The following is a 22,499-nucleotide window of genomic DNA, read 5'->3' as shown; positions in this document are numbered from 1 at the left end:
GAGGGGGCGGGTTCCGACCGGAGCGTGTGGACGGGCGAACGCCGGGCACACGAGTGCCACCAGGCGAGAACGGCGAATCCTCGAGACAGCCGCGAAGGCCGTGCTCGTACCCAGGGAAAGGAGCACTCGACATGGACCATGACGGAGACGTCGTCCAGGAACTGACTACGGATCAGCGAAGAGTCGGTGCCCTGTTCGCGCCGGCCGGGCCCGTACGCCGCCCGGCCGCCGCATAGGAGCACCTGGACCCGGCGGTGCGCGGGTACGCGGCCGATCGCGCGACGTGAGCCGTCGGCCGCCGCGCACTTCGCCGCCGAAGGGGACCGGCTGTTTCCGCGGCCGGCCGGGGCGTGTTCCGCCGGGGCCCTGAACGGGCCGGGCGAGAAGGCCCGCAGGGCCGTGGAGAGCACCCCGGCCCGGCCGCACCCCGCGGTCCCGGGGGCCCCGCCGCTCGACGAAATACGAGTCCCGGAACCGGGACGGCCGACCGGTTCGGCGACGTGTCCACCGGTCGCGGCACGCGGCACTGCCCGGCGGCCCGTGCCCGCGACGGCCCATCGTGCCCGGGCAACCGACACCCATCAGGAAAGGACATCGCATGACCACCGCACGAGAGATCATGACCGCAGGCACCGAGTGCATCGGTGCGGAGGAAACCGTGCTGCTCGCCGCGCAGAAGATGACCGAGCTGGGCGTCGGTGCCCTGCCGATCTGCGGCACGGACAACAAGCTCAAGGGCATGCTCACCGACCGCGACATCGTCGTGAAGGTACTCGGTGCCGGCAAGGACCCTGCCGACTGCAAGGCCGGCGAACTGGCCCAGGGCGAGGCGGTGACCATCGGCGCCGACGACGACGCCGAAGAGATCCTGCGCACCATGACCCGGCACAAGGTGCGCCGTCTGCCGGTCATCGACGGTCACGACCTGGTGGGCATGGTCGCCCAGGCCGACGTGGCCCGGGCCCTGCCCGATCCCAAGGCGGGCGACCTCCTTGAGGCGCTGTCCACCGACTGATCCGCAGCAGTGAAGGCCCCGGCCCGAGGCCGGGGCCTTGCTCATGTGGCAAGCACCCGGTGCTCATGCGCTCCGGCCGGGCGACGACGGCCGTCACATGTGCGTCACCCGTCGCCCCGGCCGCCTCCGGAGGCGCGCCGCCCCCGGGTCACCGCGAGGACACTTCCCGCGACGGCGATCACGGCGATGGCCAGGGCGATACTGACCCCGCCCTCGGTGTCCCAGTACACGTCCTCCAGGCTGATCAGCAGCGCCGCCTCGTCGAGGACCAGGGCCAGGCCCACCCCGTAGGCGAGCCCCGTCCAGGCGCGCACCCGCGCCGAGCGTTCGACCAGCCCCGCCGCGCCCACGGCCGCGAGCAGCAGGATGCCCCACACGTAGTGGTGGATGTGCACTCCACCGGCCTGTACGTCGCCGATCCCGGCCACGTCGATGTGGATGAGCCAGGTGAGCAGGCGCATCCCGCCGAAGGTGAGAGCGAACCCCCACCAGGCCAGTACGAAGCCGCGCCGCTCGGGGGAGATGCCGGTCAGCAGGCGCAGCCAGGGCGACGGACGCTCCGTAGGCCGGGACTGCGGACGACCGGGCGCCTTGGACGGTTTCATACGCGCTCTCCTGCTGTGGATTCCTGGATCAGCGCGGACGCCGGCCGCGCTGCGGCGGGCCCCGCCGCGGAGTCCCGGGCCCCGGCCGCGCGTTTGTGGCCGGCCACGCGCGCCGGGCGCCGGGTCCAGGCGCCGGCCCCATGCGCCGGAGGCGATGATGTCACCGGCTCCCCGTACGACGAGTGTCGGCACGTGGGCCCGGGCCAGGTTCCCCTCGAATGACCCGGCGGCCTCCCGGAGGGCGCGGCTCGCGGAAGGCCACGCGTGTGAAATATCCGAAAACGGCTACAGGACAGAAGGGTTCCCGGACGACACCGCGTCGGCCCACGGGCAGCGGTGAAGCACGGACGGACGGCCCTGCGCACATCATCGACAGGAGGACAGGATGAGCCGGCCCGTACAGCAGCAGTCGCCGCCCGGAGCCACCGGGCGGACGCGTCTGTGAGGAGGGGCTCGTGGACTGGTACCCCCTGCGGCTGACCACCCCCGTCAAACAGCACGTCTTCGGAGGCCGGGCCATCCCCGACCGCCTGGCGCGCGCCGGGCTCCCCGCCGGGCGGATCGCCGAGACATGGGAGGTCAGCGATGTCGACGGCGACGGGGCGCACGTACGGGAGGGCCCGCTGGCCGGGACCTCCCTCCGGGAACTGACCGAGAGGGAACCCGACGGGCTGGTGGGCCGGGGCTGGCGGGGACCGCGCTTCCCCCTGCTGACGAAGTTCATCGACGCGGCCGGCCCCCTGCCGGTGCACCTGCACGCCGACGACGAGGCCGCCCGCGGGCAGGGCGAACCCAACGGCAAGACCGAGGCGTGGCACATTCTCGACGCCGAGCCCGGAGCCACCGCGCTGGTCGGCGTGGAGCCGGGCGTGGACCGCGAGCGGCTGCGGCGGGCCCTGCTGGAGCAGGACTTCGACGCCGTGATGCGCCGTCTGCCGGTCCGCGCCGGGCTGACGCTGTACGTCCCGGCGGGCACCCTGCACAGCTTCGGCCCCGGCACGCTGGTCTACGAGATCGAGCAGACCTCCGACCTCCAGGAGCACGCCATGCGCCATCGCATGGAGGACGGGGCGGAGCTCGGCGACGAGCAGTGGCACACCAACGTCGACGCGCTCCTGGACCAGTGGAAGCCGGACCCGCGGCCGGAGTTCGTGCCCGGCCTGCGACTGCCGGCCGGCGACGGCGTCGTACGGGTGATCCTGTGCGCCGGCCCCTATTTCGCCCTGGAGCGGTGGCAGGTGCGGGCCGGAGCCCGGCTGGACCACGCCTTCGCGACCGCCCTCGTCCTCAGCAACGCGGGAGCTCCGGCCTCCTTCACCTGCGGTGACCGGTCACAGGAGCTGGGCCGGGCACAGACCGTGCTGCTGCCCGCCGCCCTCGGCCGGGTACGGGTCCACGGCCCCGCCGACGTACTCGTCGGCTACCTGCCCGACCTCGAACACGACATCCGCCGTCCCCTGGCCGGCGCCGGTTACGGCCCGGCCGCCCTTTCCGCACTCGGCGAGGGCCTTTCCTGAGCCATGCCGCGCCCCCTGCTCCTCGCCGCGCCCGCTGCTTCTCGTCGCGTCCGCCGGCTCCGCCGCGGTCCCGCCGGTGCCGCGGAGCCCCCGTTCCTCACGTCACGAGTGAGCACCGCGGCACACCAGGCGGCTTCCGCGCTACTCGGCCGTCACCCGGAAGGTCTCCAGGGACGGATCCGAAGCGTCGGGAACGAGCATGCCCGCCGCCACGCCGCTGCGCAGGCAGTCCACCACCGCCGAGGTGATGACCTCCCCGGGCGCGACGACCGGCACCCCGGGCGGATAAGGGCTGAGCATCTCCGCGGTGATCCGCTCGACGGCCTTCTCCGCCGGGACGTGCTCGGCCCCGGCGAAGAAGGCGTCGCGGGGAAGCACGGGCTGCTCCAGTGCCAGCTCTCCCGCCCCGGGCAGCAGGACCTGTGGCCGGCGCTCGATGGAGTCGGCGTGATCGACCGGCCGGCGCAGGGAGTCGACGAGCAGGTTCTCCGTGTGGTCGTTGTCCGCGTGGGTGATCTGGCCGCTGATCCGGCAGGTGCCGGAGGAGCCGATGTCGATGTGGCAGTGGGCGCGCAGCCATTCGGCCGCCTGCATGCCGCTGATGCCGAGCCCGCGCACGTCGACGGTGATCTTCAGCGGGTCCAGGTCCGCCGTCGTGCCCTCACGCACCGCCTCCCGGCCGAGGAGCACCGGCCCGGGCATGCCGGCGCCATCCGTCGAGGGTGGCGTACACCAGGGACGACGAACTGGTGGTGCCCAGCAGGTCCTCGCGCTGCTTGAGCACACCGGGGGGGACGCGGTCGCCCTGGAGGTGGAAGACGGAGCTCTGCTCGACGGCACTGCTCATCTTGTGGACGCTGGTGACGACGAGGTCGGCCTCGGCGGCCATGCCCCAGGCCGGCAATCCCCGCGACGCCGGAACGCCTCCAGCGCTTCGAGAACGGGAACGCGGGAGTGATCCATCAGCTGCCGCCTTGTGTGTCGGTACACGTACCGTCGGCAACCGGGCCGGCGGTACTACAGGGAGCCGGCTGTCCCAGCCGAGGGCGAGCCGGACGGTTGCAGGCTTCCTCAGGACGCGTACGCGTCGGGCCGACCGGTCGACCGGCCGCATGTTCCTGTACCCGGACGCGCCGATCCCTCACGGCGGCGGTGCTTCGGCCACCGATGGCGGCACGCGCGTCACGGCGACCGCTCCCGGAGGCGACCGCCGCGCGTCAGAGGGCGGACCCGCTCCGGGCGGTCGAACCCCTCGTGCGCACCGGAAGCTGCGACAATGGGAGAGCCGCCCGCCTCGCCTCCCCGCCGGAGCAGGGCGGACCGTGACGTGCCGGAGGCATCACCCTCGGGTTGGGTTCCGTGGCCCCCGGAAACCCCTGCTTTCACGGCCGATCACGGGTCGGCCGGCCCGGAAGAGGAACGACCATGGTTGACGGACCCCCCTCCGGCGTACCGGACCTCGGCGTACCGGACCTGACCGGCTTGCTGCTCGACGCCGAAAGTGTCGATGAGTTCCTGCAGGCTCTTGTCGACAGTGCTCTGCGGCGCAGCCCGGCCGCCGACGGGGTCGGCATCACGCTGGAGCGCCGGGGCCGGCCCCTGACCGTGGCCAGCACCGGCCCAAGGGCCGGGGAGCTGGACGAGAAGCAGTACGGCCAGAACGACGGCCCGTGCCTCCAGTCGCTGCGCACGGCGAAAGAAGTCCTGGTCGACGACATGATGGGCGAACGGCGCTGGGGCGACTACCCGGCCTATGCCGTGGCGTGCGGCATCCGTTCCTCCGTCTCACTGCCGATCGCGGCCCACACCCACACAGCCGGTGCCCTGAACCTGTACTTCGCCAAGCCGGACGGGTCGGCGGACGTTGACATGGATTTCCTCCGCGCGCTGGCGGCGCAGGCCACCGGAGGGATCGCGCTGGCGCAGCGGATCGGCGACGCCCAGGAATTCGCCGACCACCTGCAGACCGCGCTGAAGTCCCGCACCGTCATCGACCAGGCCATCGGCGTGATCATGGGACAGCAGCGGTGCACCGCCGAACGCGCCTTCGCGATCCTGCGCAGCGCCTCCCAGCACCGCAACATCAAGCTGCGCGACCTGTGCGCCGACCTCCTGACCAATATCTCGGGCCGGCCGCCGGCCCAGGACGAGCTGCGCCCCCGGCCCTGAGCCGCAGGGGGTTCACCCCCCGACGCCTTGGTCCCGCCGCGCCGGCTGCTTCGAGACGGGACGGCATCCGCGCGCGCAGGCTACGGCGCCGGACAACGTGGCGGTCACCAGCAGGAACCGGTAGACACCGGCGATGCGGAACACCTTGCGGGCCAGAGGCCGACGCGCCACCACGGACAGCACGGCTCCTCCGTGGCGGGCGACCTGCCGAACGCGCAGCAGCACGTTGACAGCCGCAGCGGTGACCAGCGACGTGTGCACGTCGAGAATCACGATCCGGGCGCCGGAACGCGAGATCAACGTACGCAGCTCGCTTTCAGCGGCGTCCTGCTCGCCGAAGTCGATCACCTCGTGAATCTCGATCACGAGACGGTCGACGCCGAGGCGGTAGTACGGAAACAGCAACGTGGACTCCAGGAAGCATGCCTGTCGGAGGGGCCGCTTCCTGACCGTCTCATCCCCATGTGCCCCTGCTGCGGAGGATGATGCAAGAGATCAATCTGGCCCCGCCCGCCCGCGTGCCCCCTCGGCGGCGGAGCAGTCCGTGCCCTCAGTGGCGCCCCGACCGGGGTCGGGGCGCCGCCGTGTGTGCGTCCGGGCCGGTCCCCGGGGGTGACGGATCAGAAGTCGTCGGCGCCGTTGCGCAGTTCGGGCGTCCAGTAACCGGTCTTCGCGGCCGCGTCGTCGACGGCGATGCCGCCCTTGGGCGCGGTGACGGTCTCGCTGCCCTCGGCGGGGCCGTCGGTGGCGAAGAGGTTCACGGAGAAGGAGGTGACGGCGTGGTTCTGCTCGTCGACGCCACCGTTGTTGATGCGTACGGCGGCGTAGGCCGGGGCGCCGGCGTTCAGCACGACGGGGGCAGCGGGCCTGCTCTTGGCGACGGGCGGGACGTCCTTGGCGGTCTGGGGCAGGTCGCTGAACGCGATCAGCGGGTACTGGAGCAGCGTGCAGGCGTGACCCGAGACGTTCGTCGCGGTCAGCGTGATGTGCGTGGTGGGCACGCCGGGCTGTTCGGCCGCGGAGATCTTCACGTCGTCGACGGTGCAGGCCGGAATCTTCGTGCCGGTCCTCTTGCTGGAAGCGGCCTGCGTGGTGGAGGCGGCGGAGCCGGAGCCCGAGCTGCCGGAACCGGCGGTGCCGGTGTCCGCCCGGTCCTGCGCCGCCCGGCCGTCGGCGGCGGTGTCCTTCTTCTGGGAGCCGGCGTCAGCGGACTTCGGGGCCGGGGCGGGCGCGGCGGCCCCCTCGTCCTTCGCGCCGCCGCCGCCACCGCAGGCGGTGAGCGTCAGGCTGAGTGCGGCGAAGGCGGTCGCGGCGAGTACGGCAGGGCGGCGGATGGAGGTACGCATGTGAAGCTCCCCGTGTGATGCGGTCGGTGCGGTCGATGTCCTGTGCGGACAACCGGTCTGCTCACAGCCTCGGTCCCCGCCCTGCCGTTGCGCTGACGTACCGCTGATGTCCCGCTGACGCCCCGCCCGCCACCGGGCTCTCCTCCGACTCGCCTGCGGCGTTGTTCGCCCGAGCCGCCCGTCGCCCCCGGGGCTGTGCTGTCAGGTGCGGTCCGTATCCATGGCCTCGCGCAGGCTTCGAGGCCGCATGTCGGTCCAGTGGTCCTCGACGTACTGCAGACAAGCGGCGCGGCTCTCCTCACCGTAGGCAACGCGCCAGCCGCCCGGCACGTCGGCGAAGGCGGGCCACAGAGAGTGCTGGTCCTCGTCATTGATCAGTACGTAGAAGCGTCCGTGCTCGTCGTCGAACGGGTTGGTGCTCATGTCTGTCCTCTCGGTTCATTGCGTTGCCGCACATACGGCATGGTTCGGCGCAGGGCGTCATCCTGCCGCGGGAAGCCGGATGGAACTCAGGCGCAGAGACGGGTCGGTGGTGACCGTGTCAAGGATGTGTGCGTAGGCACGGGTGATCCGCTCTGCGGTGCCCGGGTCGAACAGGTCGGTGCTGTAACTGAGGATTCCTTCCAGGACACAGGTCCGGCTGCCGGGATTCCGTCGCGCGGTCACCTCCATCTGCAGGTCGTAGACGACTGTTCCGGTGAAGACCGCCCCCTCCCATCGGCTGAGCGCCGACGGCGTGGAAGACGGCCCGTCCACGTCGCGGAAGGACAGCATGGTTTGGAAGAGGGGGTGGTGGGAGGGGGTGCGGGGTGGGTTGAGGGCGGCGACGAGGTGGGAGAAGGGGAGGTCTTGGTGGGCGTAGGCGGCCAGGTCGGTTTCGCGGGTGTGGTGGAGGAGTTGTCGGAAGGTGGGGTTGCCGCTGGTGTTGGTGCGTAGGACCAGGGTGTTGATGAAGTGTCCTACGAGGTGGTCCAGGGTGTGGTCGTTGCGTCCGGCTACGGCTGTTCCGATGGGGAGGTCGGTTCCTGCTCCGAGGCGGGTGAGGAGGGTGGCCCAGGCTGCGTGGAGGACCATGAATACGGTGGCGTTGGTTTCTTGTGCCAGGTGGCTGAGTCGGGTGTGGGTGTGGGGTGGCAGGGTGAAGGGCACGGTGTCGCCGTGGCCGGTGGTGCGGGCGGGGCGTGGGTGGTCGGTGGGCAGGGTGAGTTCTGCGGGTGCTCCTTGGAGTGTGGTGGTCCAGTAGGTGAGTTGGCGGGTGTGGGTGCTGTGGGGGTTGTCGGGGTCTCCGAGGAGTTCGTTGTGCCATTGGGTGTAGTCGCGGTAGGTCACGGGCAGGGGCGGCCACTGGGGGGTGTGCTGGGTTCGGCGGCAGTGGTAGGCGTGGGAGAGGTCGCGGGAGAGGATGTCGGCCGACCAGCCGTCGCAGGTGATGTGGTGCAGGACCAGCAGGAGTGCGGGGTCGTGGTTCTGGGGGCGGAACAGGTGTGCGCGTATGGCGGGTTGGGTGGTGAGGTCGAAGGGTTGGCGGGCGGTTGCCGCCATTGCTTCTTCGAGTGTGCCGGGTGGGGTTTCGGTCACGGGCAGTGGTAGGTCGGTGGGGGGTTCCAGGACCACTTGTTGCGGGATGCCTGTCTGTTCGGGGAAGACGGTCCGCAGTGCTTCGTGGCGGCCGACCACGTCCAGCAGGGCCTTGCCCAGCGCCGCCTCGTCCACCTCCCCACCCAGACGGAACACCAACGGCACGTTGTATGTCGGAGCGTTGTTCATCTGGCTGTGGAACCACAACTGGAACTGGGCCGGGGACAGGGGAACACCCCCGGAACGCTTCGACGGTCGCGACCTCGGACGCGGGCGGAGAGTCTCGCCGGAGTCGGCTGCCAGCGCACGCGGTGTCGGTGTGAGGAACAGCTTCGAAAGAGGCAGTTCGCCGCCCAGCGCCGTACGGATCCGACTGACCAGCCGGGTCGCCAGCAGCGAGTGCCCGCCCAGGGCGAAGAAGTCGTCCTCGGGCTCCACCCGGTCCAGACCGAGGACGTCGGCGAATACACCGCACACGACTTCTTCCCGCGCGGTGCGGAACCCCGGTGGCGTGTTCCGTCCCCGTCCTGGCGGGGGCAGGGCCGCCCGGTCGATCTTGCCGTTCGCGGTCAGCGGCATCCGTTCCAGAGGGACGAAGACGGCCGGCACCAGGTACGACGGCAGCAAGGCGGAGCAGTGTGCCCGCAGGGCGTCCAGGTCGGCGTCCGACGGTGTCACATACGCCACCAACCGCGGGCCGAGGTCCTCGCCCCGGTCCCGTACTGCGACCACCACGGCCTGACCGGTGGCCGGGTGCGTCCCGAGGACGGCTTCGACCTCGCCCGGCTCGATCCGGAAACCGCGTATTTTCAGCTGGTCGTCGCTCCGTCCCAGCAGGTGCAGGGTGCCGTCCGCCGTCAGCCGGGCCATGTCACCGGTCCGGTACATGCGGGCACCCGGAGGGCCGGCCGGATCGGCCACGAACCGCTGGGCGGTCAGCGCGGACCTCCGCAGGTAGCCGCGCGCCAGCCCGGGCCCGGACAGGTACAGCTCACCGGAGGCATTCGGCGGCACCGGGCGCATACGGTCGTCCAGGACGCGCAGCCCGGTGCCGTTCACCACCTCACCTCGCGGCAGCCCGGCCGGCTCCGAACACCAGGCGTAGGCGTCGACGGTACTTTCGGTGGGACCGTACAGGTCGTGCACCGTGAGGTGGGACCCGGTCAGCGTGTCCCGGAGTTGCGCGGGGAGCGGTTCGCCGCCCAGGACCATGACGGACGGCCGGTGTACGGCGTCCAGCAGACCCGCTGCCAGCAGATGGTGGGCATGCGAGGGTGTCGTGTCCAGGACGTCGACCCGGTCGGAAGCGACGCGGTCGGCCAACGCGGCCGGGTCACGCACGGTTTCTTCGTCGAACACCAGCAGGTGGTGGCCCGCGAACATCCACAGCAGCGGGTCCCAGGAGGCGTCGAAGGAGAACGAGGCGGTGTGGGCCACCGTCAGCCGCTTCCCGGGCGTGGCGGGCGGGATACGCCGACGCAGGTGACTCCGGAGAAGCCCGGTCAGGGCCGCGTGGGTGACGACCACGCCCTTGGGGCGGCCGGTCGATCCGGAGGTGTACACGACTGTGGCCGGGTGGCGGGCATCGAGCGGTGTGGGCCGGGCCGTGGGATCCGGGCGGGCCCCGGGCTGCCGTGCGAGTTCGGCTTCAGTCCCGGGGGCGTCCAGGACGAGCCGGGGACACGCCTCAGCCGGGACCGGGACACGGGTGTCGAGTGCGCACACCAGCAGCACGGAGCGGCTGTCGGCCAGCATCGTCCGGACACGCGCGGCGGGCAGAGCGGGGTCGATGTACAGGAACGAGGCTCCGGCCTTCAGCACCGCCAACAGCGCGACGACAAGTCCGGCCGAGCGCGGCAGTGACAGCGCCACCACGTGCTCCGGTCCGGCTCCGCGGTCGGCCAGCAGACGGGACAGCCGCTGCGCACGTGCGTCGAGCTGCTCGTACGTCAGGGAGCCGTCGGATCCGGTGACGGCCACCGCGTCCGGTGTCCTGGCCGCTTGTTCCTCGAAGCAGCCGTGGACGGTGGCGCCCGGACCGCCGGCCGGACCGGAGCTGTCCGACGGGGAGACAGGGCCGGTGGTGTATGCCCCGCCGCCCGTCGGCACCGTCGCGTCCGGGGGGAGGGGGATCTCCTCGATCCGCAGGTCCGGATCGGAGCACACGGCCTCCAGGAGCTGTTCCAGTCCGGCGGCCATTCTTGTGGCGGTCTCCCGGGTGAACAGGTCCGTGGCGTACTCCAGGACACCGTCGATCCCGGCGGCCTCGGAGTCGGCTGTCACCCTCTCGGTCAGGCCCAAGGACAGGTCGAACCGGGCGATGCCGAGTCCGGCCAGTTCGGTTTCCACCGGCCACCGGGACGGGCTCGGCCGGTGGAGGGAGATCATGGTTTGGAAGAGGGGGTGGTGGGAGGGGGTGCGGGGTGGGTTGAGGGCGGCGACGAGGTGGGAGAAGGGGAGGTCTTGGTGGGCGTAGGCGGCCAGGTCGGTTTCGCGGGTGTGGTGGAGGAGTTGTCGGAAGGTGGGGTTGCCGCTGGTGTTGGTGCGTAGGACCAGGGTGTTGATGAAGTGTCCTACGAGGTGGTCCAGGGTGTGGTCGTTGCGTCCGGCTACGGCTGTTCCGATGGGGAGGTCGGTTCCTGCTCCGAGGCGGGTGAGGAGGGTGGCCCAGGCTGCGTGGAGGACCATGAATACGGTGGCGTTGGTTTCTTGTGCCAGGTGGCTGAGTCGGGTGTGGGTGTGGGGTGGCAGGGTGAAGGGCACGGTGTCGCCGTGGCCGGTGGTGCGGGCGGGGCGTGGGTGGTCGGTGGGCAGGGTGAGTTCTGCGGGTGCTCCTTGGAGTGTGGTGGTCCAGTAGGTGAGTTGGCGGGTGTGGGTGCTGTGGGGGTTGTCGGGGTCTCCGAGGAGTTCGTTGTGCCATTGGGTGTAGTCGCGGTAGGTCACGGGCAGGGGCGGCCACTGGGGGGTGTGCTGGGTTCGGCGGCAGTGGTAGGCGTGGGAGAGGTCGCGGGAGAGGATGTCGGCCGACCAGCCGTCGCAGGTGATGTGGTGCAGGACCAGCAGGAGTGCGGGGTCGTGGTTCTGGGGGCGGAACAGGTGTGCGCGTATGGCGGGTTGGGTGGTGAGGTCGAAGGGTTGGCGGGCGGTTGCCGCCATTGCTTCTTCGAGTGTGCCGGGTGGGGTTTCGGTCACGGGCAGTGGTAGGTCGGTGGGGGGTTCCAGGACCACTTGTTGCGGGATGCCTGTCTGTTCGGGGAAGACGGTCCGCAGTGCTTCGTGGCGGCCGACCACGTCCAGCAGGGCCTTGCCCAGCGCCGCCTCGTCCACCTCCCCACCCAGACGGAACACCAACGGCACGTTGTAGACGGGGGACTCGGGGTCCAAGTGATGCAGGAACCAGAGCCGACGCTGTGCATGGGACAGCGGAAACACATCCGGCCGCACGGTGGCGGCGGTCAGCGGCCGGACACGGCCGGTGCCGCCGAGCCGTACGGCCAGGGCCGCCGCAGTGGGGGTTTCGAAAACCTGCTTGATCGTCAGCTCGGCACCGAGTTCGGCACGGACGCGGCCGATCAGCCGGGTGGCCAGCAGGGAATGACCGCCCAGGGCGAAGAAGTCCTCGTCGACACCGATGCCGGTGAGGCCCAGCAGATCCTCCATGACGCGGCACAGCGCGTGTTCCTCGCGGGTGCGCGGCGCGGTTCCCCGGCCACCGGTACGGCCGGCAGGGGCAGGCAGGGCGGCCCGGTCGACCTTGCCGTTCGCGGTCAGCGGGACGCGGTCGAGAACTACGAACGTGGTGGGCACCAGGGGCTCGGGCAGCCATCGGCGCAGGTGTTCCCGGAGCCCGGACGGCGCCGCCGCCGCCCCGGACGCCTCCTGGGGCCGGTTGGTGTACGCCGAGGCGCGCGCGCCTCGGCGTTGCGCGGACCCGGCGGGCCGGACGTCTCCGACCTGCGCGGGCACGCCGGGAGACGGTGACGCGACGCATACCACGTCCAGCCTCCCGTCCTCGGCGCCGGCCGTCCAGGTGGCGGCTGTGGCATAGCCGAGGGCTTCGGCGAGTTCGACGACCTGCTCGGGGTCCACCCCGCGGTGAGCGGTCGCCGGCCCGTCGTCCTGCTGCCCGTACACCTGTCGCAGAACGGCGAGATCCTGCTCCAGACGGGCATTGGGGACACCCCGGAGCCGCAGCCGTGAGGGCCGCTCCGAGGCGAGCCGGGATGTCAGCTCCTCGACGTCACTGATGTCCTTTCCCCAGTGGAGCACGGGTTCCGAGGCGGCCGGACGGCTGTGGCCGCTCCTGTGCTTGCGCAGCACCACGTCATAGCGGTAGCGGCTGAGTTCGTTGTGGTGCCGGGCCCGTTTGATCCGCAGGTCGACACTGCCGATACCCGGGACGTCCTGCTCCAGCGCGGTGAAGAACTCGGGGGCGACGAGCAGGTCCTGCTCGGTCCGCATCGCCCGCTCGACGGATTCGCGCAGGACGTCCTCCGGAAGACCGGCGCCCCCGCGACGGGCCTCGGACGCGGTGGCGAGGAGGCGGTGCAGCCGCATGTTGCGCACGTCTCCGACGAACACGGCCCCGCCGGGCGCCAACAGGTCCACGCAGCGGCTCAGTACCTGGGCCAGGTAGTCCCCGTCGGGGAAGAACTGGACCACCGAGTTGAGCACGACCGTGTCGAAGAAACCGGACGGCAGGCCGGTGGTGTCGTCGGCGGCCCGGACGGCGAGTTCGACCCGGCCGGCCAGCCCCGGCGTGCGGGCGACGTGCTGCCGCAGTGCGCCGATCGCCTCGGGCGACAGGTCGGTGCCCCAGTAAGCGGTACTTTCCGGAGCGACCTCGGAGAGGATCAGGCCGCTGCCGACGCCGATCTCCAGGACGCGCCGCGGCCGCAGGGACCGGATGCGCTCGACCGTGGATCGCCGCCATTCCTCCATGTCCGGCCCGGGTATCGGCTGCCCGTCGTAGGCGCTGTTCCAGCCGCTGAAGTCGCTTCCGAAGGGGCGCTTCGCCATGTCCTGGTAGACCGCGTCGAAGACCGTCCGCCAGCCGTCGATCCGGTGGGACCGGTCCGCCGCACGGTCCTGGTCTGCGGCACGGCTCCGGTCTGCCGCACGGTCCCGGCTGTCGGTCGGTACGACGTATCCGACAAGTCGTCGGTCGCCCAGGTGGTTCTCCCGGACGGTCACCGCCGCCCACTCCACGTCGGGATGGGTGACCAGGGCGGATTCGATCTCGCCGGGTTCGATCCGGAAACCCCGGATCTTGACCTGCTGATCGGCCCGCCCCAGAAATTCCAGTGCGCCGCCGCGGCCCCGGCGTGCCAGATCACCGGTGCGGTACATGCGGCTGCCCGGCGGTCCTGCGGGCTCGGCGACGAACCGGGACGCCGTGAGGCCGGCGCGTCGCAGATACCCGCGGGCCAGGCCGGGCCCGGCGACGTACAACTCGCCGGTGACGCCGTCCGGCACCGGACGGAGCCGGTCGTCCAGCAGATGCACCCGCAGGTCGTCCAGGGGTGCACCGATCGTGCTGGGCGCGCCGTGAACGGTCGCGGAGGCATCGAGGGCGTGGTGGGTGACGTGGACGGTGGTCTCGGTGATGCCGTACATGTTGACAAGGTCCGGGCCGTGCGGATGGCGGTCGAACCAGTCGCCGAGCAGCGCGGGGTCCAGTTTCTCCCCGCCGAAGACCACCCGCCGCACGGTCGGGGCGAGGGCCGTCGCGCCCGGGGCCCGTTCCTCACGGGCGAGTTCGTGGAACACCGAAGGCGTCTGGCTGAGGACCGTCACCCCCTCGCTCTTGAGCAGTCCGAGCAGGGCCGCGGGTGAGCGCGCGGTGTCGGCCGTCACGACGACGAGCCTCCCTCCGTGCAGCAGAGCTCCCCAGATCTCCCACACGGAGAAGTCGAAGGCGTAGGAGTGGAACAGCGTCCACACGTCGTCCGGGCCGAAGTCCATTGCGCGCTGTGCGGCGGAGAACAGGCGCAGCGCGTTGTGGTGGGTGACGACCACCGCCTTGGGCGCACCGGTCGACCCCGAGGTGTAGATGACGTAGGCGGTGTTGCCGGGCAGGGCGACGGGCCGGGCGGGGACGGACGGCGTGGTGGAGGTCCCGTCCGCCGGAGTGGTCCTCGTGGCGTCGGCATCGATCAGGACCAGCCGGCCGCCGCGTGCGGCGGCGTTCTGGTCCCGGGCGAGCCGCGTGCTGATGACCGTGCACACCGGCCGGGCGTCGGTGAGGATGAACTCCAGCCGCCGGTCCGGCAGTTCCGGGTCCAAGGGCAGGTATCCGGCGCCGGTCTTCAGCACGGCGAGGACGGCGACGACGAGATCCACCGACCGGGGCAGGGCGATCGCCACAAGGTGTTCGGGCCCGGCGCCGGCCGAAGCGAGCAGCGTTGCCAGCCGGTCCGAGCGTTCGTCCAGTTCCCCGTACGTCAGTACCTCGTCGCCGCACCCCACGGCGACCGCCGACGGCCGCTCTGCCGCTCGGTCGCGGAACGATTCGTGCAAGGTCCGCGGCGGCTCCGGGGTGCTTTCCGTATCAGTGCTTCTGCCGGCTGTCGCCACTCTCGATCACCTCACACAGACGGGACATGAAGTCCTCGGCCACCGCGCGAATCGTTTCCGCCCGGTGGACGCGATGGTTGTACGCCCATTCCAGGCGCAGTCGGCCGGCCTCGACCGCGCCACTGACCATCAGGCGGTGGCTGCGCCGGCCGGCGGGCCCGCGGTCCGGTCCGACCGGGTCGCGCAGGAGACGGAAAGGACCGAGCGAGCCGTCGAACCGCCCGAGGTAGTTGAAGATCACCTCGGGCTGCGGCAGGGCGGCCAGGCGTGCCCTGAGATCCGGGTCGTCGGACAAGTAGCGCAGCACACCATGGCCGATTCCGCGGTGCGGCACGGCTCGCAGGACGTCTCCGGTGCGGGCGACGTCGGCCGGCGCGGTGCCGAGGCCGGCCGGGAGGAGGACCGGGTACAGCGCGGTGAACCAGCCGACCGTCCGGGAGACGTCGAGGCCGAACAGGTCTTCGCGGCCGTGGCCTTCGAGGTCGAGCAGCGTCCTGCGGTGGCCCGTCCACCGCTCCAGGGCGCCTGCCAGCGCGGTGAGCAGTACGTCGTCGATGTGGGCGCGGCCGCTGCCGGTGGTCTCGTGCAGCAGCCGGTGGGTCCGGCGCGGGTCCAGCCGGACCACCAGGCAGCGTTCGTCGGTTTCCCGGTCCTCGGCCTGCACCCGGTCCACCGGCAGACGGCCGGTGTCCTGCCAGGGGAGGCCCAGCCAGTAGTCCGCCTCCGCCGCGACAGCGGGCGAACCGGCGTAGTCGGTGAGCGCCCGCGCCCACGACTGGAAGGAGGCGGTGCGCGGGGGGAGCACGACGGGTTCGCCGGATTCCTCCTGGAGGTAGGCGGACCAGAGATCTTCCGGGAGGGTCCGCCCGGAAATGCCGTCCACGACCAGGTGGTGCACGATCAGCAACAGGCGGTCCGGCACCTTGCCGAGGCCGTCGAAGTGGACCAGTCGCATCAGCGGGCCGTCCTGGAGGGACAGCTGAGCCTGCAGCCGGGCGCCTGCCGCCTCGACGACGGCGGCGTCGTCCGGGCCGCCGGATCCGGTGAGCGGGATCCGGTCCACGGGGACCGGGCCGGCTTCCTCCGCGGTGAGGACGATCTGCCGCCACCCGCCGGGACTGTGCTCAACGAGCCGGGTGCGCAGGGCGTCGTGGTGGGTCTGCAGGTGCTGCGCGACGCGTGCGAGCCTGTCGGTCCGCAGCGGTTTCGGTGCCTCGAGCAGCATCGCGTGGTTGTAGTGGGACGGCTCGGGCAGGTTCTGGCCGGTGAACCAGCGCTGGATCGGGGTGAGCGGGACCACCCCGGTCACGGGCCCGGCGCCCGGCCCGCCCGCGGGCGAGGGCACGGCAGCCCGCGCGTGCGGGGCCAGCCCGGCGGCGGTGGGGTTCCGCAGCAGCAGGGACGGGGTGATGACCAGGCCCCGGCGGCCCGCCCGGTCCACGGCCCGTATCGCGAGGATCGAGTCACCGCCGTGGAGGAAGAAGTCGTCGTGCGCTCCGAGCGCGTCGATGCCCAGCACGTCGGCGAAGACCTTCACCAGGGCCTCCTCCGTGGCGGCTCGCCCGGCCGGGGCCGGTTCGTGCCCGGTGGCGGGGGCCGGCGGCGGGCCGCCGGTCTCCCGTGCGGGACCGGGGAAGAGACCGAGCAGCGCGGACCGGTCGGCCTTGCCGCCGGGTGTCAGCGGGAGCGTCTCCAGTTCCCGCAGTGATGCCGGTACCAGAGCTGCCGGCAGGCGTGCGGCGAGGTGGTCCCGGAGCTCCTTCGCACTGGACGGCGCCGCCCCGGTGACGCGGGTGTAATACGCCGCCAGGCGTTGTTCGCCGGACGGTCCACGGGCGACGACGGCACACGCCGAGACCGACGGGTGTTCGGCGAGCACGGCCTCGATCTCGCCCGGCTCCACCCGGAATCCGTGGATCTTGACTTGCTGGTCTGCGCGGCCGAGGAACTCCAGGCGTCCGTCGGCCCGCCGGCGGGCCAGGTCGCCTGTCCGGTAGAGCCGGGTCCCGACGTTGAACGGATCCGCGACGAACCGGCCGGCGCTCAGCGCCGGTCTGTCCAGATAGCCGCGGGCTACGCACTCCCCGCCCAGGTAGAGCTCGCCCGGACGGCCGGGCGGGACGGGACGCAACGCGGCGTCCAGGACGTGTGCCCGGGTGTTCGCGACCGGTGTGCCGAGGGGGACGGTCCCGGCGGACACGTCCGCCTCCAGGACCTCGCCGGTGGTTGCCCACACCGTGGCCTCGGTCGGTCCGTACATGTTGAGCAGCCGGCCCGGCCCGGCGGCGCGCAGCCGGCCGGCCAGGGCGGGCGGCAGGGCCTCGCCGCCCACGGCCAGCAGCCGCAGGCGCCCCAGCGCTGCCCTGGAGGCGGGCTCGTCGAGCAGTAGCCGCGCGAGGGAGGGCGTGCACTGGAGGTGGGTGACGCCGTGGCGGGCGACGAGTCCGGCGACCGACTCGTCGTCCGGGGAGGGCCCGGGCGCCGCCCCGCCCGTGGCGGCGTTCGCCAGGCGGTGCAGTTCGGCCAGGTGGGGCAGGCCGGTGAGGACGGTGTCGGTCGGGAGCCCGAAATCGATCAGGACGGCTATCTCGTCCACGCCGGCCTCCGACAGTCGCCGCACCAGCGGCAGGCAGCTCTCGGGCGTGCCGAACAGGCCGGTGTGCGACAGGTGGCGTTCGACGCTCTCCCGCAGGGCCCTTTCGGCCTCGTCGGAGGTGCCCCCGCCGTCCGTCGCCGGGTCGTCGGTTGTCCGTGACAGGTGCTGGGACGTGCGCAGGTACCGCAACAGCGGCTCACGGGCCTGGTTCTGTACGGTGTCGTCGGCGGAGCCGAGGAAGCCGTGCAGCAGGAGCGTGACGTGGCCGTCGGACGGACCCGCGTTGTTCTCCCGCCAGGCCGCCCGGTAGGCGGCGATCCGGTCGGCGAGTCCGTCGACGTCCTGGCCGAGCAGGTGGGTGAGTACGTGGGTGCCGAGCGCACCTGCCGAGCGGAAGGTGTCAGGGTTGCCCGAAGCGGTCGTCCAGCACGGCAGTTCGGGCTGCACCGGGCGCGGACGGACGGTGATCCCGGTGGTCCCGCCCGTACCGCGAGGAAAACCGACGGTCTCTCCGCGCCACAGCCGCCGCACCGTTTCCAGCGTGCCGCGCAGTGTCTCCTGCCGGTTCTCGAAGCGGCCGGGGGCCAGCACGAAGTCCCGGGGATGCCAGCCGGAGGCGAAGGAGAGCCCGACCCGCCCGCCCGACAGTCCGTCGACCATCGCCCACTCCTCGGCGATGCGCGCCGGATGGTGCAGCGGCGCCACCACACTGCCGGCCCGGATCCCGACCCGCCGGGTGATCGCGGCAACGGCGGCCGCTGCGACCGAAGGGTTGGGGTAGGCCCCGCCGAAGGGGTGGAAGTGCCGTTCGGGCATCCATACGGCGGTGAGTCCGTGGTCGTCGGCGAACCGGGCCGCCTCCAGCAGCAGCCGGTAGTGTTCCCCGGCTCCGTGAGCGGCGTCGGCGTCATCGGCGCCGTCGGCGGGAAACGAGTACAGGCTGAGATCCATCTTCCGCTGCCCGCGGTGCACGGGAAGCAGGGGCGCATCGCCCCCGCCGTGGAGGACGACGGTGTAGCCGCGGGCGAGGGTCCAGAGCAGTTCCAGCACCGAGATGTCGAACGACACGCTGGTGACGGACAGCCAGACGTCGTCGGGTCCCGCCGCTCCGATGCGCCGGTCCATGGCGGCGAAGAAGTTGGCCACCTGCCGGCGCTCGACCATGACGCCTTTGGGGCGACCGGTCGATCCGGAGGTGTGGATGACGTAGGCCAGGTCCTGGGCGGCCGCGACCGGCCGGGGCGTGCCCGCGGGCACGCCGGCCGTATCGCCGACGTCCGCGACGTCGACCACCGGGCAGCCCGGGCGGCCCGTCACACGGGCCCGGCCGGCCGCGTCCGTCACGATCGCCGCGACGGAAGCGTCGGCCAGGACGAACCGCACCCGGTCGACGGGATAGGACGGATCGACCGGTACGTACGCGGCTCCGGTCTTGAGCACCGCGAGCAGCGCGGCGGGCAGGTCGGGTGATCGGTCCAGACACACCGCCACCCGGTCTCCCGGGCCGGTGCCCAGGGCGAGCAGCGCGTCCGCGAGCCGGTCGGACCGGTCCTCCAGTTCCGCGTACGTGACCGGCCGGCCACGGTGGACGAGTGCGGTGGCGAGGGGCGTACGCGCCGCCTGGCCGGCGAACTCCCGCTCGGGGGAGAGGACTCCGTGCTCGGCCGCGTCGTCGCGTTCCGCCGGCGGCCGCCGCTCTCCCTTCCGGAGAGGGGGGAGGGCGGCGACCGGCCGGTCCGGGTCGGCCAGCGCGTGCTCCAGCACGGCGGCCAGGGTCCGTACCAGCCGGTCCGCGTCGTCCTCGTCGAACACGTCTGAGGCCAGGGTGAGGGCCCCGGTCAGCCCCGCCGGTCCGGCGCGCAGCTCCAGTTCGACGTCGTACACCGCCGTCCGGGCGGCAGTGTCGACCGTTTCGAAGGTCAGGCCGTAGGCGGACGGCGCGGCCGACGGGGTGGTGTCGACGGTGAGCAGCGTCTGTACCAGGGGCGGCCTGCCGGGGAGGCGGGGCGGTCGCAGTTCGGAAACGATGCGCTGAAACGGGAGCTCCTGGTGGGCCAGGGCCGACAGGACGTCGTCGCGGGCCCGGAGCAGCAGGTCGCGGAAGGACGGGCGTCCGGAGAGGTCTCCGCGCAGGGGAAGGAGGTTGATGAAGCAGCCGACGGCGTCTTCGGCGCCGGGCGTGTCCCGGCCCGCGACGGGGGTGCCCACCACGATGTCGTCCTGGCCAGACTCGTAGGACAACAGCAGTCGGTACGCGGCCAGGACGGCCATGAACACGGTGGCGCCTTCGCGCCGGACGAGCGCGTTGAGGGACTGGAACACGGGGCCGTCGATCCGCACCGGACGGCTGACCGCCCCGTGGGAGGGTACGGCGGGCCGTGGGCGCTCAGGGTGAAGCGTGATGGCCGCGGGGGCTCCGCGCAGCACCGAGAGCCAGTGGTCCAGGCTGGGCCGCAGGGCGGCGCCGGTGTGCCGCTCCCGCTGCCGGACCGCGAAGTCGTCGTACTGCAGGACCCGGTCGGGGAGAGCGGGGGGCCGGCCTGTCGTCCGTGCCGCGTAGAGCTCCGCGAGGTCCCTGAGGAAGACGCCGACAGACCAGCCGTCGAAAGCGATGTGGTGGACGACCAGGGACAGCACGTGGTGACTGCTGGTGTGCCGGACGAGCAGGGCCCGCAGCGGCGGGGCGGCGCCGAGGTCGAAGGCGGGTTGCGCGTGGACGGCGAGCAGGCGCTGTTCGTCCTGCGGTCCCCGGGCGTCGGCGGTCGGCAGCCCGACCGTGGTGCCGGGGCTCCGGAACTGGACCGGAACACCGTCGTCGCCGGCCCGGTAGCTGCTGTGCAGGGCACTGTGCCGGGCGACCGTTCCGTCCAGGGCGGCGGCCAGGGCGGCCACGTCCAGATCTCCGCGCAGCCGTACCGCGAACTGCACGTGGTAGCCCGAGGCGTTGTCGTACAGCTGCTGCTCCAGCCACAGCCGTTCCTGTCCGAAGGACAACGGCCGCGGCGGTGGGCCGTCCGGCCCCGGCTGCGGGGCGGACGGAAGCGGCGGGGAGTCCGGGGCCGGGTCCGGTCCGGTGAGTGTGGCGCCGAGCAGCTGGAGCCGGCTCGCGGACAGACGGTTGTTCCCGGGCTCAGGTCGCGTCATGGCAGTCTCCCCGTCGCCTTTCCCCGTGGGCCAGTTCGGCGGCGACTTGTTCGTCGGTGAGGGCCGTGACCCTGAGCAGCTCGTCGGCCGCCGTTTCCAGGGCTCCCGGGGCGGGCTCGCGCAGGGTGAGAGCCGCGGCCTGTTCCGCCACCGTCTTCGTGTCGAAGATTTCCGCCAGGGACAATTCCACGCCCAGGGTCTGCGTGATCAGTACCCGGAGCCGGTTGACCGTCAGGGAGTGACCGCCCAGCTGGAAGAAGTCGTCATGCACCCCCACCTCGTCGGCGTCGAGCAGCTCCGCCCACAGCACGGCCAGCGCCGACTCCAGCGCGGTGCGCGGCGCGGCGGACGTCCGTGCGGGCCGCAGGGCCTTCCCGGCCGGCAGCGCGGAACGGTCGACCTTGCCGTTGCCGGTCAGCGGCAGGCGGTCCAGCTGGACGATCGCGGAGGGCACGGCGTAGCCGGGGAGGGTCTCGCGCAGCCAGTCCGACACACGCCCGGCCAGGTCCGGTCCCGCGCCCGGGGCCGGGGTGACGTACGCGGTCAGGCGGAGGTCGTCCGACGGCCCGCGGTCGACGGCCACGGCGGCGGAGGCGACCTCGGGGTGACTGGACAACTCCGCTTCCACCTCACCCTGTTCGACGCGGAAGCCCCGGATCTTGATCTGCTGGTCGGTCCGGCCCCGGAAGCCGATCGTCCCGTCGGCGCTGCGGCGGACCCGGTCGCCGGTGCGGTAGAGCCGGTCTCCCGCCGCCCCGGCCGGGTCGGCCACGAACCGCTCCGCGGTCGCCGTCGGCGCAGCCCAGTACCCATGAGCCAGACCGGGGCCGGCGAGGTACAGCTCACCGGTGACGCCGGCGGGGACCTCGTGCAGGTACTCGTCCAGGACGTGAGCGCGCATCCTGCGCAGCGGCACCCCGATCGGGACGGTCGCAGCGTCCTCGGCGAGACGGTCCACCGTGTGCCAGGTGGCGAACGTCGTGGTCTCTGTGGGCCCGTACACGTTCAGCAGAGCGCCGGGCGGGTGCGCGAGCACGTGGCGTACGCGGCGTGCGTCGAGCACCTCGCCGCCGACCAGGAGCGTCCGCAGCGGCGCGAAGGCGTCCGGCCGTTCCAGCGCCACGAGGTGGAACAGCGCGGTGGTGAGGAACAGCACGCTCACCCCGCGGTCCCTGACCGCATCGGCCAGGGCGTCCGGATCCACCACGACGTCCCTGGGCAGCCCCACCAGGCGGGCACCGTTGCACAGGGCGCCCCACACCTCGAACGTGGCCGCGTCGAACGCGGGGTTGGACGCCTGCGCCACGCGGTCTTGGGGGCCGAGGCCGATGTAGTCGGTGTCGGTCACCAGGTCGGTGACGGCGCGCTGGGGGACGGCCACACCCTTGGGGGTGCCGGATGTGCCGGAGGTGTAGCAGATGTAGGCGATGTCGTCGGGCGACCCGGCCGGAGGCGGCGGCTCCGGTGTCTTGCCGGCCCGCGCGAGAAGAGCGGCCGGGGAGACCGCCCCGGGGCCTCCGGGGACGGGTTCGGCCCCGGCGCCGGCCGTGCCCGTGCCACCGATCAGCAGCCGGGCCCCACAGTCCCGCAGCAGCTCCGCGCGACGCCGCGGCGGGTGCGCGGGGTCCAGCGGCACGTAGGCGCACCCCGCCCACACGATCGCCAAGAAAGCCGTCACCAGGTCGGTGCCCGGCGCCAGGCACACACCGACCCGGTCACCCCGCGTCAGTCCACGCAGGCTCAGGCCCTCGGCCATGCGGCCTGCCCGCGCCACCAGGTGCCGGTAGGTGAGTTCCTCGTCGCCGTACACCACCGCGGTCGCCTCCGGGGTGCGCCGCGCCGACCGGAGCACCGACTCCAGCAACCCGCAGGCGGAGGAACCCGGTGATGAGGTTTCTGTCATGACGTGACCTCGTTCTCTCGCACTGGCTGTCGTCGTGCTGTTGCGCCGCG

11 protein-coding genes and 1 pseudogene are annotated in these 22,499 nt (G+C 72.2%); 3 read left to right on the top strand and 9 right to left on the bottom strand.

Annotated features, from left to right (window positions below; all coding sequences use genetic code 11):
* Nucleotides 1-598: 598 nt before the first annotated feature.
* Nucleotides 599-1,015 (top strand): CBS domain-containing protein, encoded by a 417-nt coding sequence (locus ACWD0Y_RS16425; protein WP_450261025.1) that lies wholly within the window; start codon nt 599-601, stop codon nt 1,013-1,015.
* Nucleotides 1,016-1,119: 104 nt separating this feature from the next.
* On the opposite strand, the gene ACWD0Y_RS16420 is transcribed toward ACWD0Y_RS16425, so the two are convergent.
* A complete protein-coding gene (locus tag ACWD0Y_RS16420; RefSeq protein WP_450261024.1) occupies nt 1,120-1,620 on the bottom strand; it encodes a hypothetical protein in 501 nt (166 codons plus the stop codon).
* Between the two features lie 455 nt (nt 1,621-2,075).
* Between ACWD0Y_RS16420 and ACWD0Y_RS16415 the strand changes: the two genes are divergently transcribed.
* Nucleotides 2,076-3,137: a class I mannose-6-phosphate isomerase gene (locus ACWD0Y_RS16415; RefSeq protein WP_450261023.1), complete on the top strand. Its 1,062-nt coding sequence runs from the start codon at nt 2,076-2,078 to the stop codon at nt 3,135-3,137.
* Between the two features lie 141 nt (nt 3,138-3,278).
* On the opposite strand, the gene ACWD0Y_RS16410 is transcribed toward ACWD0Y_RS16415, so the two are convergent.
* Nucleotides 3,279-3,839 carry an Orn/Lys/Arg family decarboxylase gene (locus ACWD0Y_RS16410; RefSeq protein WP_450261022.1) on the bottom strand — a complete coding sequence of 187 codons (561 nt, stop codon included), beginning with the start codon at nt 3,837-3,839 and terminating at the stop codon, nt 3,279-3,281.
* Nucleotides 3,799-4,026 carry a hypothetical protein gene (locus tag ACWD0Y_RS16405; protein ID WP_450261021.1) on the bottom strand — a complete coding sequence of 76 codons (228 nt, stop codon included), beginning with the start codon at nt 4,024-4,026 and terminating at the stop codon, nt 3,799-3,801. The genes ACWD0Y_RS16410 and ACWD0Y_RS16405 overlap by 41 nt, the downstream gene beginning before the upstream one ends.
* Nucleotides 4,027-4,562: 536 nt before the next feature.
* Here ACWD0Y_RS16405 and ACWD0Y_RS16400 point away from each other — a divergent pair.
* A complete protein-coding gene (locus tag ACWD0Y_RS16400) occupies nt 4,563-5,306 on the top strand; it encodes a GAF and ANTAR domain-containing protein (RefSeq protein WP_450261020.1) in 744 nt (247 codons plus the stop codon).
* A 12-nt stretch (nt 5,307-5,318) separates the two neighbouring features.
* On the opposite strand, the gene ACWD0Y_RS16395 is transcribed toward ACWD0Y_RS16400, so the two are convergent.
* The 6 genes and pseudogenes from ACWD0Y_RS16395 to ACWD0Y_RS16370 all read right to left on the bottom strand — a co-directional run bounded on the left by ACWD0Y_RS16395 (nt 5,319) and on the right by ACWD0Y_RS16370 (nt 22,449).
* Nucleotides 5,319-5,711, bottom strand: coding sequence for an anti-sigma factor antagonist (locus ACWD0Y_RS16395; RefSeq protein WP_450261019.1), 393 nt, complete (start codon nt 5,709-5,711; stop codon nt 5,319-5,321).
* Between the two features lie 215 nt (nt 5,712-5,926).
* Entirely contained in the window at nt 5,927-6,652 is a 726-nt protein-coding gene (locus ACWD0Y_RS16390) for a DUF4232 domain-containing protein (protein ID WP_450261018.1), read from the bottom strand.
* A gap of 201 nt (nt 6,653-6,853) precedes the next feature.
* Nucleotides 6,854-7,075: an MbtH family protein gene (locus tag ACWD0Y_RS16385; protein WP_450261017.1), complete on the bottom strand. Its 222-nt coding sequence runs from the start codon at nt 7,073-7,075 to the stop codon at nt 6,854-6,856.
* A gap of 57 nt (nt 7,076-7,132) precedes the next feature.
* A pseudogene (locus ACWD0Y_RS16380) lies at nt 7,133-14,749 on the bottom strand (amino acid adenylation domain-containing protein); the annotation flags it as partial.
* A gap of 31 nt (nt 14,750-14,780) precedes the next feature.
* Nucleotides 14,781-20,546: a MupA/Atu3671 family FMN-dependent luciferase-like monooxygenase gene (locus ACWD0Y_RS16375; protein ID WP_450261016.1), complete on the bottom strand. Its 5,766-nt coding sequence runs from the start codon at nt 20,544-20,546 to the stop codon at nt 14,781-14,783.
* The gene (locus tag ACWD0Y_RS16370; protein WP_450261015.1) at nt 20,533-22,449 is read right to left on the bottom strand and encodes an amino acid adenylation domain-containing protein; all 1,917 of its coding nucleotides are present in this window, start codon (nt 22,447-22,449) and stop codon (nt 20,533-20,535) included. The genes ACWD0Y_RS16375 and ACWD0Y_RS16370 overlap by 14 nt, the downstream gene beginning before the upstream one ends.
* Nucleotides 22,450-22,499 lie beyond the last annotated feature (50 nt).

The organism is Streptomyces altiplanensis (genome assembly GCF_053591575.1).
Note: the sequence above shows the minus strand (reverse complement) of the source record. Positions and strands in the feature narration are given on the sequence as shown.

Coding starts and splice junctions, on each gene's coding strand:
- ACWD0Y_RS16425 (WP_450261025.1), top strand. CDS start 599: ATGACCACCGCACGAGAGATCATGACCGCAGGCACCGAGTGCATCGGT.
- ACWD0Y_RS16420 (WP_450261024.1), bottom strand. CDS start 1,620: ATGAAACCGTCCAAGGCGCCCGGTCGTCCGCAGTCCCGGCCTACGGAG.
- ACWD0Y_RS16410 (WP_450261022.1), bottom strand. CDS start 3,839: ATGCCCGGGCCGGTGCTCCTCGGCCGGGAGGCGGTGCGTGAGGGCACG.
- ACWD0Y_RS16405 (WP_450261021.1), bottom strand. CDS start 4,026: ATGGCCGCCGAGGCCGACCTCGTCGTCACCAGCGTCCACAAGATGAGC.
- ACWD0Y_RS16400 (WP_450261020.1), top strand. CDS start 4,563: ATGGTTGACGGACCCCCCTCCGGCGTACCGGACCTCGGCGTACCGGAC.
- ACWD0Y_RS16390 (WP_450261018.1), bottom strand. CDS start 6,652: ATGCGTACCTCCATCCGCCGCCCTGCCGTACTCGCCGCGACCGCCTTC.
- ACWD0Y_RS16385 (WP_450261017.1), bottom strand. CDS start 7,075: ATGAGCACCAACCCGTTCGACGACGAGCACGGACGCTTCTACGTACTG.
- ACWD0Y_RS16375 (WP_450261016.1), bottom strand. CDS start 20,546: ATGACGCGACCTGAGCCCGGGAACAACCGTCTGTCCGCGAGCCGGCTC.
- ACWD0Y_RS16370 (WP_450261015.1), bottom strand. CDS start 22,449: ATGACAGAAACCTCATCACCGGGTTCCTCCGCCTGCGGGTTGCTGGAG.